Annotated in this window: 9 protein-coding genes and 1 pseudogene; 5 read left to right on the top strand and 5 right to left on the bottom strand. The window is 75.9% G+C overall.

Annotated features, from left to right (window positions below):
• Positions 1 to 67: 67 nt before the first annotated feature.
• The 3 genes from ACZ6ZI_RS24650 to ACZ6ZI_RS24660 all read right to left on the bottom strand — a co-directional run bounded on the left by ACZ6ZI_RS24650 (position 68) and on the right by ACZ6ZI_RS24660 (position 4,487).
• Positions 68 to 3,181: a sacsin N-terminal ATP-binding-like domain-containing protein gene (locus tag ACZ6ZI_RS24650; protein WP_363055460.1), complete on the bottom strand. Its 3,114-nt coding sequence runs from the start codon at positions 3,179 to 3,181 to the stop codon at positions 68 to 70.
• Between the two features lie 78 nt (positions 3,182 to 3,259).
• Complete coding sequence (locus tag ACZ6ZI_RS24655) at positions 3,260 to 3,907, bottom strand: class F sortase (protein WP_469524229.1); 648 nt, start codon at positions 3,905 to 3,907, stop codon at positions 3,260 to 3,262.
• Positions 3,900 to 4,487 carry a hypothetical protein gene (locus ACZ6ZI_RS24660; protein ID WP_469524231.1) on the bottom strand — a complete coding sequence of 196 codons (588 nt, stop codon included), beginning with the start codon at positions 4,485 to 4,487 and terminating at the stop codon, positions 3,900 to 3,902. The genes ACZ6ZI_RS24655 and ACZ6ZI_RS24660 overlap by 8 nt, the downstream gene beginning before the upstream one ends.
• A gap of 248 nt (positions 4,488 to 4,735) precedes the next feature.
• On the opposite strand from ACZ6ZI_RS24660, the pseudogene ACZ6ZI_RS24665 reads away from it, so the two are divergent.
• Positions 4,736 to 4,966: pseudogene (locus tag ACZ6ZI_RS24665) on the top strand (DUF4097 family beta strand repeat-containing protein); the annotation flags it as partial.
• A 95-nt stretch (positions 4,967 to 5,061) separates the two neighbouring features.
• On the opposite strand, the gene serC reads toward ACZ6ZI_RS24665, so the two are convergent.
• Entirely contained in the window at positions 5,062 to 6,183 is a 1,122-nt protein-coding gene (gene serC / locus ACZ6ZI_RS24670; RefSeq protein WP_363055457.1) for a phosphoserine transaminase, read from the bottom strand.
• 195 nt (positions 6,184 to 6,378) lie between these two features.
• On the opposite strand from serC, the gene ACZ6ZI_RS24675 reads away from it, so the two are divergent.
• The gene (locus tag ACZ6ZI_RS24675; RefSeq protein ID WP_469524232.1) at positions 6,379 to 7,389 is read left to right on the top strand and encodes an EamA family transporter; all 1,011 of its coding nucleotides are present in this window, start codon (positions 6,379 to 6,381) and stop codon (positions 7,387 to 7,389) included.
• A 31-nt stretch (positions 7,390 to 7,420) separates the two neighbouring features.
• Here ACZ6ZI_RS24675 and ACZ6ZI_RS24680 read toward each other — a convergent pair whose 3' ends face one another.
• Positions 7,421 to 9,277, bottom strand: coding sequence for an alpha/beta fold hydrolase (locus ACZ6ZI_RS24680; protein ID WP_469524234.1), 1,857 nt, complete (start codon positions 9,275 to 9,277; stop codon positions 7,421 to 7,423).
• Positions 9,278 to 9,731: 454 nt separating this feature from the next.
• Here ACZ6ZI_RS24680 and ACZ6ZI_RS24685 point away from each other — a divergent pair, with 454 nt between their 5' ends.
• From ACZ6ZI_RS24685 to ACZ6ZI_RS24695, 3 genes are all read left to right on the top strand, one after another.
• On the top strand, positions 9,732 to 10,535 hold the full coding sequence (locus tag ACZ6ZI_RS24685; RefSeq protein ID WP_469524236.1) for a TIGR03084 family metal-binding protein: 804 nt from the start codon (positions 9,732 to 9,734) through the stop codon (positions 10,533 to 10,535).
• A gap of 68 nt (positions 10,536 to 10,603) precedes the next feature.
• On the top strand, positions 10,604 to 12,391 hold the full coding sequence (locus ACZ6ZI_RS24690) for an acyclic terpene utilization AtuA family protein (protein ID WP_469524458.1): 1,788 nt from the start codon (positions 10,604 to 10,606) through the stop codon (positions 12,389 to 12,391).
• Positions 12,388 to 13,986, top strand: coding sequence for an acyl-CoA carboxylase subunit beta (locus ACZ6ZI_RS24695; protein WP_469524237.1), 1,599 nt, complete (start codon positions 12,388 to 12,390; stop codon positions 13,984 to 13,986). Before ACZ6ZI_RS24690 ends, ACZ6ZI_RS24695 begins: the two co-directional genes overlap by 4 nt.

The raw sequence follows: 13,986 nt of genomic DNA on the forward strand, positions 1-13,986 counted from the left end.
CGCGACGGGGCCGGTCCCGGGCGTCCTGCCCGGGGCCGGCCCCGTTCCGTTTCCGTCCCGTCCCGTCCTAGTCGAACCAGCGGTCGCGGGCCAGTTCCGCCGTGCGGGAGGGGTCCTCCAGCAGCGCGGCCACCTCGAAGCGGCGCGGCCACTGGCCCGCCGACCAGGCCAGACCCGCCGCCACGCCCTCCAGGGTCGCCGCGTGCAGGGTGCCGTCCGGGGTGAGGCGCCAGTCCAGTTCGGTGCCGCCCGCGACCAGTTCCTCGTGCTCCAGGTACGTCGCCGGGGTCGCGGGGCCCAGCAGGATCCGTACGGACTCCGGCACCTCGTGCTCCTCGCCCGGCGTGCTCACCTCCGCCGGGACCGTCCCCGACAGGCGGCGGACCTGGAAGAGGTCCGCCAGGTCGCCCGCGCGGGACGGGGCGACCGGCAGCAGGGCCAGCCCCCCGGTCAGCGGCAGCAGGTCCGGGGCGTCGGCCACGATCGCGTCGGCCGCGTCCACGACGACCACCTCGCCGTCCACCACCGCCCGCAGCTCGTCCGGCAGGGTGACCTGCTCCGGATCCAGGTCCGCCAGCGCCCCGTAGAGCCCGTGCAGCCGGCGGGCGCTCACCTCGCGGTCCGGGTCGGCGAGCCGCCCCAGCAGCTCGGCCGCCCCGCCGGGCTCCTCCAACAGGGCCGCCACGGTGGTGCGTACGCCGAGCGCGTGCAGCACCTGCGCGTCCTCGAACCCCGTCGCGTCCGCGGGCGTGTACAGCCCCTCCAGCAGCGGATCCCCGCCGGCCGCCCGCAGACCCGCCGGACGACGGCCGTCGATCACCGGGTGGTCGCGCAACCACCAGGCGGTGTACGGGCGCACCGACCGCGTCGTGCCGTCGGGCAGCAGGACGCGCACGGGCTGGGTCAGGGCGTCGCGGAAGGGCGGCCGGGCCAGCATCGCCAGGGCCTGCGGCCAGCAGTCGTCGTCGACCAGGTCCAGATCGCGGACGGCGACCAGCTCGGTGGCCACCGGCGGCACCGGGGTGTCCGGCAGCTGGTCGAGGAGGTCCTCGCACCACACGTCCACCGCGTCCAGCAGACCGGCGTCGTCCGGTTCGGCGAAGTCCCCCTCGCGGGGCTCCAGCTCGTCCGGGTCGAGGACCACGTCGGTGGCGCGGACCAGCTGGAAGGCGGTCAGCACGCCACAGGCCGCGAGGGTGTCCGCGTCCCAGCGCCCGGCCAGCTCCGCGTCCAGGTACGGGATCTCGTCCTCGCGCAGTACGGAGGCCAACGCGCTGCCCGCCAGCAGCAGTTCACCGGCCGGGGTGGGCTCGCCGTCCTCGTCGGGCAGGGCCAGCGCCCCCAACCAGGGCTCGTCGCCCGGGGCCAGGTTCGCGTCCCGCACCAGGGTCAGGACGACCTCGGCCAACTCCTCCGCGTCCAGGGAGTCCGCGTCCTCGTCCCACACCTCGCCCGCCTCCAGGGAAGCGGCGACGGCCGCCCGGATCTGCGGGGTCGTCAGCACGGCCCGGGCGGTGGCGGGCAGCGCCCCCAGCTTCTCCAGCAGCGGGTGCGCGGCCTCCGGGTGGGCCACCTTCAGCCCGAGGCGGGCCAGGCTCGTCGGGGTGTCGGCGTAGGGCAGCAGGACGTGGCGGGGGCCGATGGTGGTGCGGCCGTCGGCCAGCGGCACCGGGAGCCCGGACAGCCGGTCGGGATCGACGCCCGCCAACGTGTCGTACAGCCGGTGCCACCACTCCGGGGTGCGCTCGATCCCGGCGATCCGCTCGATGGCCTCGCCGAGCGGCAGCCGACCGACCCCGAGGGTGCGCAGCTCGGGGCGGCGCTCCAGCCCGGCGGGCAGCAGCGTCGGCAGGACCTCCGCGAGGACCCGTACGGTGTCGGCGCCGGCGCCCTCCACCACCTCGGCCTCGAAGGGCCGCAGCCGGGTGTGGTCCTCGGAGGGGGCGGCCGGCGCGAGGAACCCGATGCGGGGCAGCCGACCGAGGACGGCGCCGCGCAGGGCCCCGTCCAGCTCCCCCTTGCCGAGCGGGCCGGGCACCAGGTCGACGAGGGCGGTGCTCACCGGGTCCCAGGCGCCGAGGAGTTCGGCGTACGCCTCGGCGGCGCGCTCGACGAGGAAGTCGGTCAGCGGCCCCGGCGCGGGGTGGCGGCGCGAGGTGTCCAGCGGCAGGGAGGCGATGAGCAGGGCGGGGATGCCCAGGGGCTCGTCGGTGGGGGTCGGCGCGTGCACGACGGGCGCGGTGCGGGGACGCTCGGGGGCCCCGTCGGCGTCCACGGGCGCCGCCCAGGTCACGGTCCAGGTGGGGCGCAGCCGCTCCTCGACGGGCCGGTCGGCGAGGAGTTCGGGGGCGATGGCGCCCTCGTGGCGCACGGTGCGCCAGCGGTGGGTGCCGGAGGCGGAGTCCTCGATGACGGTGTACGGGCCCTCGGTGCGCCGGTAGAGGGTCCGGGAGCCGCTCGCCGGGGTCTCCACGACGACCTCGCGCAGTCCGGGCAGGGTCAACAGCAGGGCGTCGTCGACGCCGTCCAGCAGGCGTTCGGCGAGGTCCTCGGCGGCGGTGTCGCGCAGCGGGAGGACCACGACGGTGTCGTAGCCGTCGGGGGCGGTGCCCTCGGCGGGCAACGGCAGGCGCAGCAGCGGGACGTGGCCGTCGCGGCGGCGCAGTTCGTCGCCGAGTCCGGGGCTGCCCACGGCGGCGTCGCGGGCCAGCTCCCGGGCCTCGGCGAGGGACCAGCGCACGCCGCCGTGCCGGCCGAGGACCGCCGGTTCGTCGGAGACGGCGAGGACGGCCGCGAAGCCGACGCCGAAGCGGCCGACGGCCCCCTGGTCGTTCTCCCGCTTGGCGGAGGCGCGCAGGGTGGACAGCGACTCCACGCCCGTGGCGTCCAGCGGGGCGCCGGTGTTGGCCGCGGCGAGCACCGCGTGACCGTCCTCGGCGGCGTGCAGCGTCAGCCGCAGCCGGCCGGGGACCCCGGCGCGGGCGGCGGCGTCGGCGGCGTTCTGCGCCAACTCGACGACCAGGCGGTCGCGGTAGCCGCCGAGCGCCAGGTCCTCCTCGGCGTTGGCGTCCTCGCGGAACCGGGACGGGCCCGAGCCCCAGGAGTCGAGGACCCCGCGCCGCAGCCGGGCCGTGCCGAAGGGGTCCACGCCGCTCTGGGCCGCCGTCACTCGCACGCTCACGCCGCTGCCTCCAAGATGTGCCGGGTCCGGGGCCTCCTGCTGCGGACCCCGAACGCCTCGAAGGTATCGCGTGCGTGGCTACGCCTTGCCCGTGAGGTGCGCGAACACGACGACGTTGGCGTCCCAGTGGCGGTCCGCGGTGAGGTTCCCGCCGCAGGTGATCAGGCGGAGTTCGGCCGCCCCGTGGGTGTCCCCGTAGACGCGGTCCGTCGGGAAGGCGTCCTTCTTGAAGGTGTCGACCTCGTCGACGGCGAAGACGGCGGTGGTGCCGTCGGTGCGGTGGACCTCGATCTTCTCGCCCTTCGTCAGCTTCTTGAGGTCGAAGAAGACGGCCTTGGGGGCCTGCGGGGTGTCCATGTGGCCGACGATCGCGGCGGCGCCGGGCTCGCCGGGGGTGGGGCCCTCCTCGTACCAGGCGGCGTCCTGGGGTTTGGCGAAATCGGGCTCCCGCATGACGCCCCGGGAATCCAGTCCGACGGTGTCGAGGGGGGCGTCGACGGAGATGTCGGGGATCTCGACGCGGTCGGGTACGGACGGTGCCAGGGCGGAGACGGCGTGGGCGCTCTGGCCGGTCGCGCTCCCGGAGGCCTCGGCGGGGGAGCCGTCGGCGGAGGCGGCGCCGCATCCGGAGACGAGTCCGCAGAGCAGGCCGGAGAGCAGGAGGAGGGCGAGGGTCGGGGCCGCCGCCGGGGCGGTGCCCCGGCGGTGGCGGCGGAACTCAGACATCGAGGTTCGGGAGGGCCTGGTCGGCGGGCGCCTGACCGGTGTTGACGGAGCCCTTGGGCGTCTTGTGCTCGCTCGGCTTCAGGGGGGTCACCGGCTGGACGGGCTTCACGGGCTTCACGGGCTTCACGGGCTTCACGGGGGTGACGGGCTTGACGTCCGGGTTGTCCTTGGCCTCCGTGGAGAACTTCACCGTGTCGAACTTCTTGCCGCCCGCGTAGGCGTCGACGCCGTAGTAGCCGGTCTTGACGTCGGCGGCGACGGTCGCCGTTCCGGTGAAGGTGCCCTTGCCGTCGCCCTTGAGCTCGACCTTGCCGCCGGCGAAAGCGAGCGAGGAGACGGAGGCGTCCTTCTCGGCCGTCTTGACCGTGACGAGGACCTTGTCGCCCGGGTGGCCGAAGTCCTTGGAGAGCCGCAGGGTGGACGGCGCCGGGGTGGGCTTGGGGGTGGGGGTGCCGCTCGGGCTCGCCGTGGGGGACGGGGAGGCGGGCGGGGTGCCGTCGGCGGCGAAGGCGGTGGCGGTGCCGCCGAGGGCCATCGACGAGGCCAGGACGATCGCCGAGAGGGTGAGTGCCTTGCGCATGGGATCTCCTCCTGAACGGGCCGGGACCACTTCCCGGCACACCAGACATGAGCGACATCCCGGGCGCTTGGTTGCAGGGCGGTCCGCGCCCGGAACACCCCCCGGTCGAAGGTCCCGAGCGGGGAACCCGCAGGCCACGCACCCGGCCCGGACGTTCCGTTTGCGGGCTCTTTGCCGCGATTTTTGGGACGAAGGTCCCGGGGGGCGCCCGTGGCGGGAGAAGGGGGAGACGCCATGCGGTCACCCCCACCCGCCACGGCGACCTCCACGTCGCCGAGGCCGTGCGCGGGACGGTGAACCTGCGCACCGGGCACGGTGCGATCACCGTCGGCGCGGCGGCGGGCGTCTCGGCCGCCCTCGACGCCGGCACCTCCTACGGCCGCGTCCACAACGCCCTGACCGACACCACCGGTTCCGGCGCGGCCCTGAACATCCACGCCACCACCGCCTACGGCGACATCACCGCCCACACCCTGTGACCCCGCACGCGCCGGAGCCCCCGGCGCGCACGAGGCGCCGGGGGCTCCGCGGGCACCTCCCGCGGGATGCGGGAGGTGGCGTCAGGCGAGGGGTGTCAGAGCTGCTCGATGACGTAGTCGACGCACGCGGTGAGCGCCTGCACGTCCGCCGGGTCGATCGCCGGGAACATGGCGATGCGCAGCTGGTTGCGGCCCAGCTTGCGGTACGGCTCCGTGTCCACGATGCCGTTGGCGCGCAGCACCTTGGCGACGGCGGCGGCGTCGATCTCGTCCGAGAAGTCGATCGTGCCGATGACCGCCGAGCGCTTGTCGGCGTCCTGGACGAAGGGGTTCGCGTACTTCGAGGCCTCGGCCCAGCCGTACAGGTTGCGCGCGCTGGCCGCCGTACGGCCGGTGGTGAACTCCAGGCCGCCCTGGGAGTTCATCCACTTCAGCTGCTGGTCCAGCAGGAAGAGCGTGGACAGCGCCGGGGTGTTGTACGTCTGGTTCTTCAGCGAGTTGTCGATCGCCGTCGGCAGCGAGAAGAACTCGGGCACGTGCCGGCTGCCGGAGGCGTGCACGCGGGCCGCGCGCTCCAGGGCCGCCGGGGAGAACGCCGCCAGCCACAGGCCGCCGTCGGAGGCGAAGGACTTCTGCGGGGCGAAGTAGTAGACGTCGGTCTCGGTGATGTCCACCGGCAGGCCGCCGGCGCCGGAGGTGGCGTCCACCAGGACGAGCGACCCGGCGTCCGCGCCCGCGACGCGCTTGATCGGCGCCGCGACACCCGTGGAGGTCTCGTTGTGGGTGTACGCGTACACGTCCACGCCCGCCTCGGCCACCGGCTCGGGGTGGGTGCCCGGCTCGGAGGAGATCACCGAGGGCTCGTCCAGCCACGGCGCGAGCTTCGCGGCCTTGGCGAACTTGGAGGAGAACTCGCCGAAGGTGAGGTGCTGCGACTTCCGCTCGATGAGACCGGCGGTCGCGATGTCCCAGAAGGCGGTGGAGCCGCCGTTGCCCAGGATCACCTCGTAGCCCTCGGGGAGGGAGAAGAGGTCCCGGAGTCCCTGACGCACCGAGCCGACCAGGTTCTTGACCGGGGCCTGGCGGTGGGAGGTTCCGAGCAGGGAGGTACCGGTGGCGGCGAGGGCGTCCAGCGCCTCGGTCCGCACCTTGGAGGGGCCCGCGCCGAAGCGTCCGTCGGCGGGCTTGATGTCAGCGGGAATCTGGATCTCGGCCACGAGCGGAGCGTATCGGGTCCCGCGACCGGCTTCTCACGGGCGTCCACCCGGTGAGACGCGACGGGCGCGCGAGCACGGCGAGAGCGGCGTACGAGCGGTGCGCGGGCGTGCCGGGTTGTCGGTGTTGCGGCCCCCAAGGGCGATGTAAGGCAAAACACGCGGGCATGGCCCTTACATGCGGCTTAGTCTGGATTCATGCACGGCCCCTCCTCGTCCCCGACGACCTCCCCCGCGACATCGCCGCCCGCGACCACGGCCCCCGTGGCCGAGGCCTCCGCGCCCGGCACCCCCTCCACCCCGCCGACCGGCTCGGTCGGGTCCCTCCGGACCCGGTTCGGCCCCGTGGCGCTCGTGGTCTCCGCCGGGGTGTCGGTGCAGTTCGGCGCCGCCCTCGCGGTCATGGTCATGCCCCGGGTGGGGGCGGCGGGCGTGGTCAGCCTGCGCCTCGCGGCCGCCGCGCTGGTCCTGCTCCTGCTGTGCCGGCCCCGACTGCGCGGGCACACGCGCGCCGACTGGGGCACGGTGGTCGCGTTCGGTCTGGCCATGGCCGGCATGAACGGGCTGTTCTACCAGGCCATCGACCGGATTCCGCTCGGCCCCGCCGTGACGCTGGAGGTCCTCGGCCCGCTGGCCCTGTCCGTGATCGTCTCGCGCCGGCTCGTGAACCTGCTCTGGGCGGGCCTGGCGCTCGGCGGAGTGGTGCTGCTGGCCGGGCACGGCGGCGGCGCCGGCTTCGGCGGCCTCGACCCGCTGGGCGCGGCCTACGCGCTGGGCGCGGGCGCCATGTGGGCGGCGTACATCGTCTTCAGCGCCCGTACGGGCCGCCGCTTCCCGCAGGCGGACGGCCTCGCGCTGGCGATGGCGGTCGCGGCCGTGGTCTCCCTGCCGCTGGGCCTGGCCGAGGCCGGGTCCGCCCTGGTGGTGCCGAGCACGCTGGCGCTGGGCCTCGGGGTGGCGGTGCTGTCGTCCGTCCTGCCCTACACCCTGGAACTGCTCGCCCTGAGGCGGATGCCGGCCCCGACCTTCGCGATCCTGATGAGCCTGGAGCCGGCCATCGCGGCCACGGCGGGATTCCTGGTCCTGAACCAGGCGATGACCACGCTCGACGCGCTCGCCATCGCCCTGGTCATCGCGGCCAGCATGGGCGCGGTGCGCTCCCAGACCGGCGGACGCGCGCCGGCGGAGCCGGGCCCGACCCCCGCCTGACGGCACCGGCGCGTCACCCGACCGCGCCGGGTCAGGCGCCCGCCCCGGTGCTCCACGGGTCGACCGGCAGGTCCACGCGGGACGGCGTCGGTTCGGGGGAGGTGAAGGCCAGCGTGGCGCGGGGCGGGTTCGCGTCCGCGTGGAAGGCGTCGCGGGCGGCCAGGACCAGCAGCAGCCGGTGCCCGCGCGGGACGTCGTGCGCGACGGCCTGGAGCACGATGTCCGCCGGCACCAGGCTGTCCGGCGGCGAGTCGAGGTCGCTGTACGGGGCCTGCGTGAGCGGCCGCGTGGAACCGTCCGGGGCCAGGTCCAGCAGTCGGGCGACGAAGCTGGAGCCCGGGTTCGCGGCCCGGTAGGTGACGCGCAGGCGCGGGGCGCCGCGCAGCCGGGCGGTCTCCGCGAGCGGGGCCGAGACCCAGGAGACGGCCCCGCTCCGCCGGTCCCCGGCGCACCGGGCGGGCGCGTCGGGCGGGGTCGGGTCGGGGGAGGGGAGGCGAAGCGATTCGGCGGCCGCACGGGAGGCCGGGTCGGCGGCCGCACGGGCGGCCGGGCCCGCGGTCGGGCCCGCGGTCGGGCCCGCGGTCGGGCCCGCGGTCGGGTCCGCGGTCGGGTCCGCGGCGGGGCTCGCGGTCGGGTCGGGGGCGTCCACGCCGCACAGCACGTGTGCCGACCAGCCCGGGTCGGGCGCGTCGGCCAGTTCCCCGGCGCCCGTCAGGTACAGGCGGTGGAGCGGGCCCGTGAAGGTGGGCCAACCGGGGCGGTGCTCCAGGCGCCCGGTCCCCGTCACCTCGCCGACCACCCGGCCCTCGGAGTCGATGCCGTTGTCGACGCCGCGCAGGTGGTGGTCGAACCAGCGGTGCGCGTCCGTCCAGGCCCGGTCCGGGCGTCCCAGCAGCCCCGCGGTGGCGGGGCCGTCCCCGGCGGGCCCGTCGGCGGGACGGTCGGCGGTGAGGTCGAGCCGCTTGGGGCCCGTCAGCTCGTCGAAGAACCGCAGCGTCTGGTTGACGGGGAAGAGGGGGTCCTGCCAGGACTGGGCGAGGAACACCGCCACCCGGCTGCGGGCGTACTCCTTAAGGTGGGTGACGGGTGAACGCCGCTCCGCCCACTGCCGCGTCGCGGCCCGTTCCCGCCCGGTCAGGACGTTCTCCAGGGCGCGTTCCGTGCGCGGCGAGAGCCGGGCCCGCACGGCGCCCGTGAGCAGCGCGTGCACGGCCGCGGTGCGGCGGGTGGCGTTCTCGTAGAGCACCTCGCCGAGGTCGCCCCAGCCGCCGAGGGCCGCCACCGCGTCCACCCGGGCGTCGTGGGCGGCGGCGAACTGGGCGATCCCGGCCCCGTACGAGAACCCGAGGAACCCCGCCCCGGTCACGCGGCCCGCCGCCCGCCCGGCCAGGTGGTCCAGGGCGCGCCGGGCGTCGGTCACGTCGAGGGGGCCCGCGAAGTCGACCTGCCCCTCGGAGGCGCCGAAGCCGCGCGGGCTGTAGGCCAGCACGTCGTAGCCGCGCGCCGCGAGCAGCGCCCCCTGGACGGCGTACGTCACCCAGCCGAGGTCGCTCCAGGGCGCGGGCAGCACCACCACCGGGCGCGGCCCGGCGTCGGAGTGCCGCCACAGCGCGGCGTCCAGCCGGTCCCCGCCGGCGCCGGTGACCCGCTCCCGGCCGAAGACGGCGACGGCGCGCGCCGCCTCGGCCACGGCGGCGAGCTCGCGCGGCAGTGCGGAGAGGTCGCCGCCCCGCTCCAGGGCGTCGGCGAACGCGGTGAGGGCGGCGGCGGGCAGGACGGGCAGGACGGGCGGGCCGGGCGGGGTCGGGGGTCCGGGTCGGGCGCCCGGGGCGGGCCTGCGGGAGGGTTCGGGCCGGTCGCTCCGGCCGGAGGGGGCAGCTCGTTCCACGGCGGGTTCATCCTCGTCGTCGGTCGGCACGGACGTGTTCGGATGCGGCCGCGCCGGTGGCTGCGACTGCGGCTGCGACCGCGCGGCGCCCCCAGTATCCGCACGGCCGGCGGGGCCTTCCCGGTGGTCCGCGCGGGGACGGCCGGATCCGCCCCGTCCGCTCCGCGCCCCGCGCGGGCCCGCCGCGCTGGAGGGACCGTGCGCCGCCCCGGGGCCGCGGCCCTCCGCGCCGGTGGGCCGGACTGGCGCGAAGCGGCCAACGTGCGCGCGCCGCGACCGCCCCGCCCCCGCCCCGCATCCGCACCGCCAACACAGCTGAGCTGTAGGGATGTTGACGGAGCGAAGGAAGGGGCGGCAGGGGTGCGGGAGACGCGGCGAAAAATAATGCAAGCATGCTTGATTGTTTTGTGGGGCCCTGCCAGGCTTCCCCTCACGCCGAGAGGGGAGCACCACCGTGCCCGATCCGTCCGCCGTCGCCGTCTTCACCGACCTCCGGGACGAGAGCCTCGAACTCGACCTCCTCGTCGGGGCGCTGCCCGGCCCCGACTGGGCCCTGCCGACCCCCGCGAGCGGGTGGAGCGTGGCCCACCAGATCGCCCACCTGCACTGGACCGACCGGGCCGCGCTGCTCTCCCTCACCGACGCCGAGGGTTTCGCCGAGATGGCCCTGGCGGCCCTCAAGGCCCCCGACACCTTCGTCGACGAGGGCGCCGAGGAAGGCGTACGCCTGGCACCGGCCGAGCTGCTCGCCCGCTGGCGGTCCGGCCGGGCCGCGCTCGACGCGGCCCTCGCCGCGGCCCCGCCCGGCGCCCGGTTCCCCTGGTACGGGCCCCCGATGAAGGCCGCCTCGATGGCGAGCGCCCGCCTCATGGAGACCTGGGCGCACGGCCAGGACGTCGCCGACGCCCTCGGCGTGCGCCGCGCCCCGACCGCCCGGCTGCGGCACGTCGCGCGGATCGGGACGCGCACCCGCGACTACGCGTACGCCCTGCGCGGACTGACCCCGCCCGAGCGCGAGTTCCGGGTGGAACTCGACGCTCCCGACGGCTCCGGCACGTGGGCGTACGGGCCGGCCGACGCCGAAGGGCGCGTCACCGGGCCCGCCCTCGACTTCTGCCTGCTGGTCACCCGCCGGGCCCACCGCTGCGACCTCGCGCTGACCGCCACCGGCCCCGACGCCGACCGCTGGCTCGACATCGCCCAGGCCTTCGCGGGCCCCGCCGGCCCCGGCCGCGCCCCGGCGGGCGGCGCGCGGTGAGCCGCCGTCCGCTGCGTGTGGGCAACGCCTCCGGCTTCTACGGGGACCGCCTCGGCGCGCTGCGCGAGATGCTGACCGGCGGCCCGCTGGACGTGCTGACCGGGGACTACCTCGCCGAACTCACCCTGCTCATCCTGGGCCGCGACCGGTTGAAGAACCCGGACCTCGGCTACGCCAAGACCTTCCTGCGGCAGTTGGAGGACGGGCTCGGACTCGCGCACGAGCGGGGCGTGCGGATCGTCACGAACGCGGGTGGCCTCAACCCGGCCGCCCTGGCCGGCGCCGTACGGGAACTCGCCGCGAAGGCGGGCCTGCCGATCTCGGTGGCCCACGTCGAGGGCGACGACCTGATGCCCTGGGGGCAGGGGGCGCTCACCGCCAACGCCTACCTCGGCGGCGCCGGGATCACGGCCTGCCTGCGGGCCGGCGCCGACGTGGTCGTCACCGGCCGGGTCACGGACGCGGCCCTGGTCAGCGGCCCGGCCGCCTGGTGGTTCGACTGGGGCCCCGAGGAGTACGACCGGCTCGCGGGAGCGGTCGTCGCCGGGCACGTCCTGGAGTGCGGGACCCAGGCCACCGGCGGCAACTACGCCTTCTTCACCGACCACGACGTCCGCCGGCCCGGCTTCCCGCTCGCCGAGATCCACGAGGACGGCTCGGCGGTCGTCACCAAGCACCCGGGCACCGGCGGCGCCGTCACCCCGGGCACCGTCACCGCCCAACTGCTGTACGAGACGCAGGGCGCGCGCTACCTGGGCCCCGACGTCACCGCCCGCCTCGACACCGTCCGCCTCACACCCGACGGCCCGGACCGGGTACGGATCGACGGGGTGCGGGGGGAGGCGCCGCCGGACACCCTCAAGGTGGGCGTGACCCGGATCGGCGGCTGGCGCAACGAGGTCGTCTTCGTCCTGACCGGCCTGGACGTCGAGGCCAAGGCCGCGCTGGTGCGCGAGCAGATGGCCGGGCCGCTGGAGGGCGCGGCCTCCCACACCTGGACGCTGGCCCGCACCGACCACGAGGACGCCGACACGCAGGAGGCCGCCAGTGCCCTGCTGCGGCTGGTGGTCCGCGACCCGGACCCGGAACCGGTCGGCCGGGCCCTGACCTCGGCGGCCGTCGAACTCGCCCTGGGCAGCTACCCGGGCTTCCACGTCACCTCCCCGCCCGGACCGGCGCAGCCGTACGGGGTGTTCGCCTCGGCCCTCGTCCCGGCCGCCGAGGTCCCCCACACGGCGGTCCTCCCCGACGGCACCCGCCTGCGCGTCGCCCCGCCGCCGTCGCCCGCGCCGGGGAAGCCCGCGACCACCGTGGCGCCCGCCCCCTCGCCCGACGCGGCGGCCCTCCCGGCGGCTGCCCCGGCATCCGATCCGGCGGCCCTCCCCGCCCCCACCCCCGCCCGCGCGCCCGACGCGGCGCCCGCCCCCGCCCCCGCGTCCGGCGCGGCCTGCGCCGAGGCGGGCCCCGCCCGTCCCGGGGCCCGCGGCGCAGGCGGGCCCACCACCCGGGCCCCGCTCGGGGCCGTGGTCGGCGCCCGCAGCGGCGACAAGGGCGGGGACGCCAACATCGGCGTCTGGGCCCGGACCGACGAGGCCTGGCCGTGGCTGCGCGACACCCTGACGGTCGAGACCCTGCGGGCCCTGCTGCCCGAGACCGCCGCGCTGCCCGTCACCCGGCACGAGCTGCCCCACCTGGGCGCCCTCAACTTCACCGTCACCGGGATCCTCGGCGACGGCGTCGCCTCCGGCCACCGCTTCGACCCGCAGGCCAAGGCCCTCGGCGAATGGCTCCGCGCCCGCCGCCTCGACATCCCGACGCACCTCCTGCCGCCGTCCGCCCCGGAGGGGACCCGATGACCCGCCTCGCCACCACCGTCGACCCGCTCGACCCGGAGCACGCGAAGGCCCGTTCCGCCGCCCTGGAGCGCCTCGCCGCCCTGGACGTCGAGCACGCCAAGGCCCTCGCCGGCGGCGGGGAGAAGTACACCGCCCGTCACCGCGCCCGCGGCAAGCTCCTCGCCCGCGAGCGCGTCGAACTGCTCCTCGACCCCGACACCCCGTTCCTGGAGCTGTCCCCGCTCGCCGCCTGGGGCAGCGACTACCCCGTCGGTGCCTCGATGGTCACCGGCATCGGCACCGTCGAGGGCGTCACATGCCTGATCACCGCCAACGACCCCACCGTCCGCGGCGGCGCCAGCAACCCCTGGACGCTGCGGAAGGCGCTGCGCGCCAACGAGATCGCCCGGCGCAACCGCCTGCCCGTCGTCAGCCTCGTCGAGTCCGGCGGCGCCGACCTGCCCTCCCAGAAGGAGATCTTCATCCCCGGCGGCGCGATCTTCCGCGACCTCACCCGGCTCTCCGCCGAGGGCATCCCCACCGTCGCCGTCGTCTTCGGCAACTCCACCGCCGGCGGCGCGTACGTCCCGGGGATGTCCGACCACACCGTCATGATCAAGGAGCGCTCGAAGGTCTTCCTCGGTGGCCCGCCGCTCGTGAGGATGGCCACCGGCGAGGAGAGCGACGACGAGTCCCTCGGCGGAGCCGACCTGCACGCCCGCACCTCCGGACTCGCCGACCACTACGCCCTCGACGAGCACGACGCGATCCGGCAGGCCCGCCGCATCGTGGCCCGCCTCAACCACCGCAGGGCCCACCCGGAGCCGCCGGCCGCCGCCGAGCCCCTGTACGACCCGGAGGAACTCCTCGGGATCGTCCCGCCCGACCTGAAGACCCCCTTCGACCCCCGCGAGGTCATCGCCCGCATCGTCGACGGCTCCGACTTCGACGAGTTCAAGCCGCTCTACGGAACCAGTCTCGTCACCGGCTGGGCCCGTCTGCACGGCTATCCCGTCGGCATCCTCGCCAACGCCCAGGGGGTGCTGTTCAGCGCCGAATCGCAGAAGGCCGCCCAGTTCATCCAGCTCGCCAACCAGCGCGACATCCCGCTCCTGTTCCTCCATAACACCACCGGCTACATGGTCGGCCGGGAGTACGAGGCGGGCGGCATCGTCAAACACGGCTCCATGATGATCAACGCCGTCTCCAACTCGCGCGTCCCGCACCTGTCGGTGCTCATCGGCGCCTCCTACGGCGCCGGCCACTACGGCATGTGCGGACGGGCCTACGAGCCCCGCTTCCTCTTCGCCTGGCCCAGCGCCAAGTCCGCCGTCATGGGCCCCCAGCAGCTCGCGGGCGTGCTGTCGATCGTCTCCCGCCAGTCGGCCGCCGCCAAGGGGCTCCCGTACGACGAGGAACAGGACGCCGGGATGCGCGCCTTCGTCGAGGCCCAGATCGAGTCCGAGTCCCTGCCGATGTTCCTGTCCGGGCGGCTGTACGACGACGGGGTCATCGACCCCCGCGACACCCGTACCGTCCTCGGCCTGTGCCTGTCGGCCGTCCACAACGCCCCCGTCGAGGGCGCCCGCGGCGGCTTCGGCGTCTTCCGGATGTGA

Source organism: Streptomyces sp. NPDC103540, assembly GCF_055584445.1.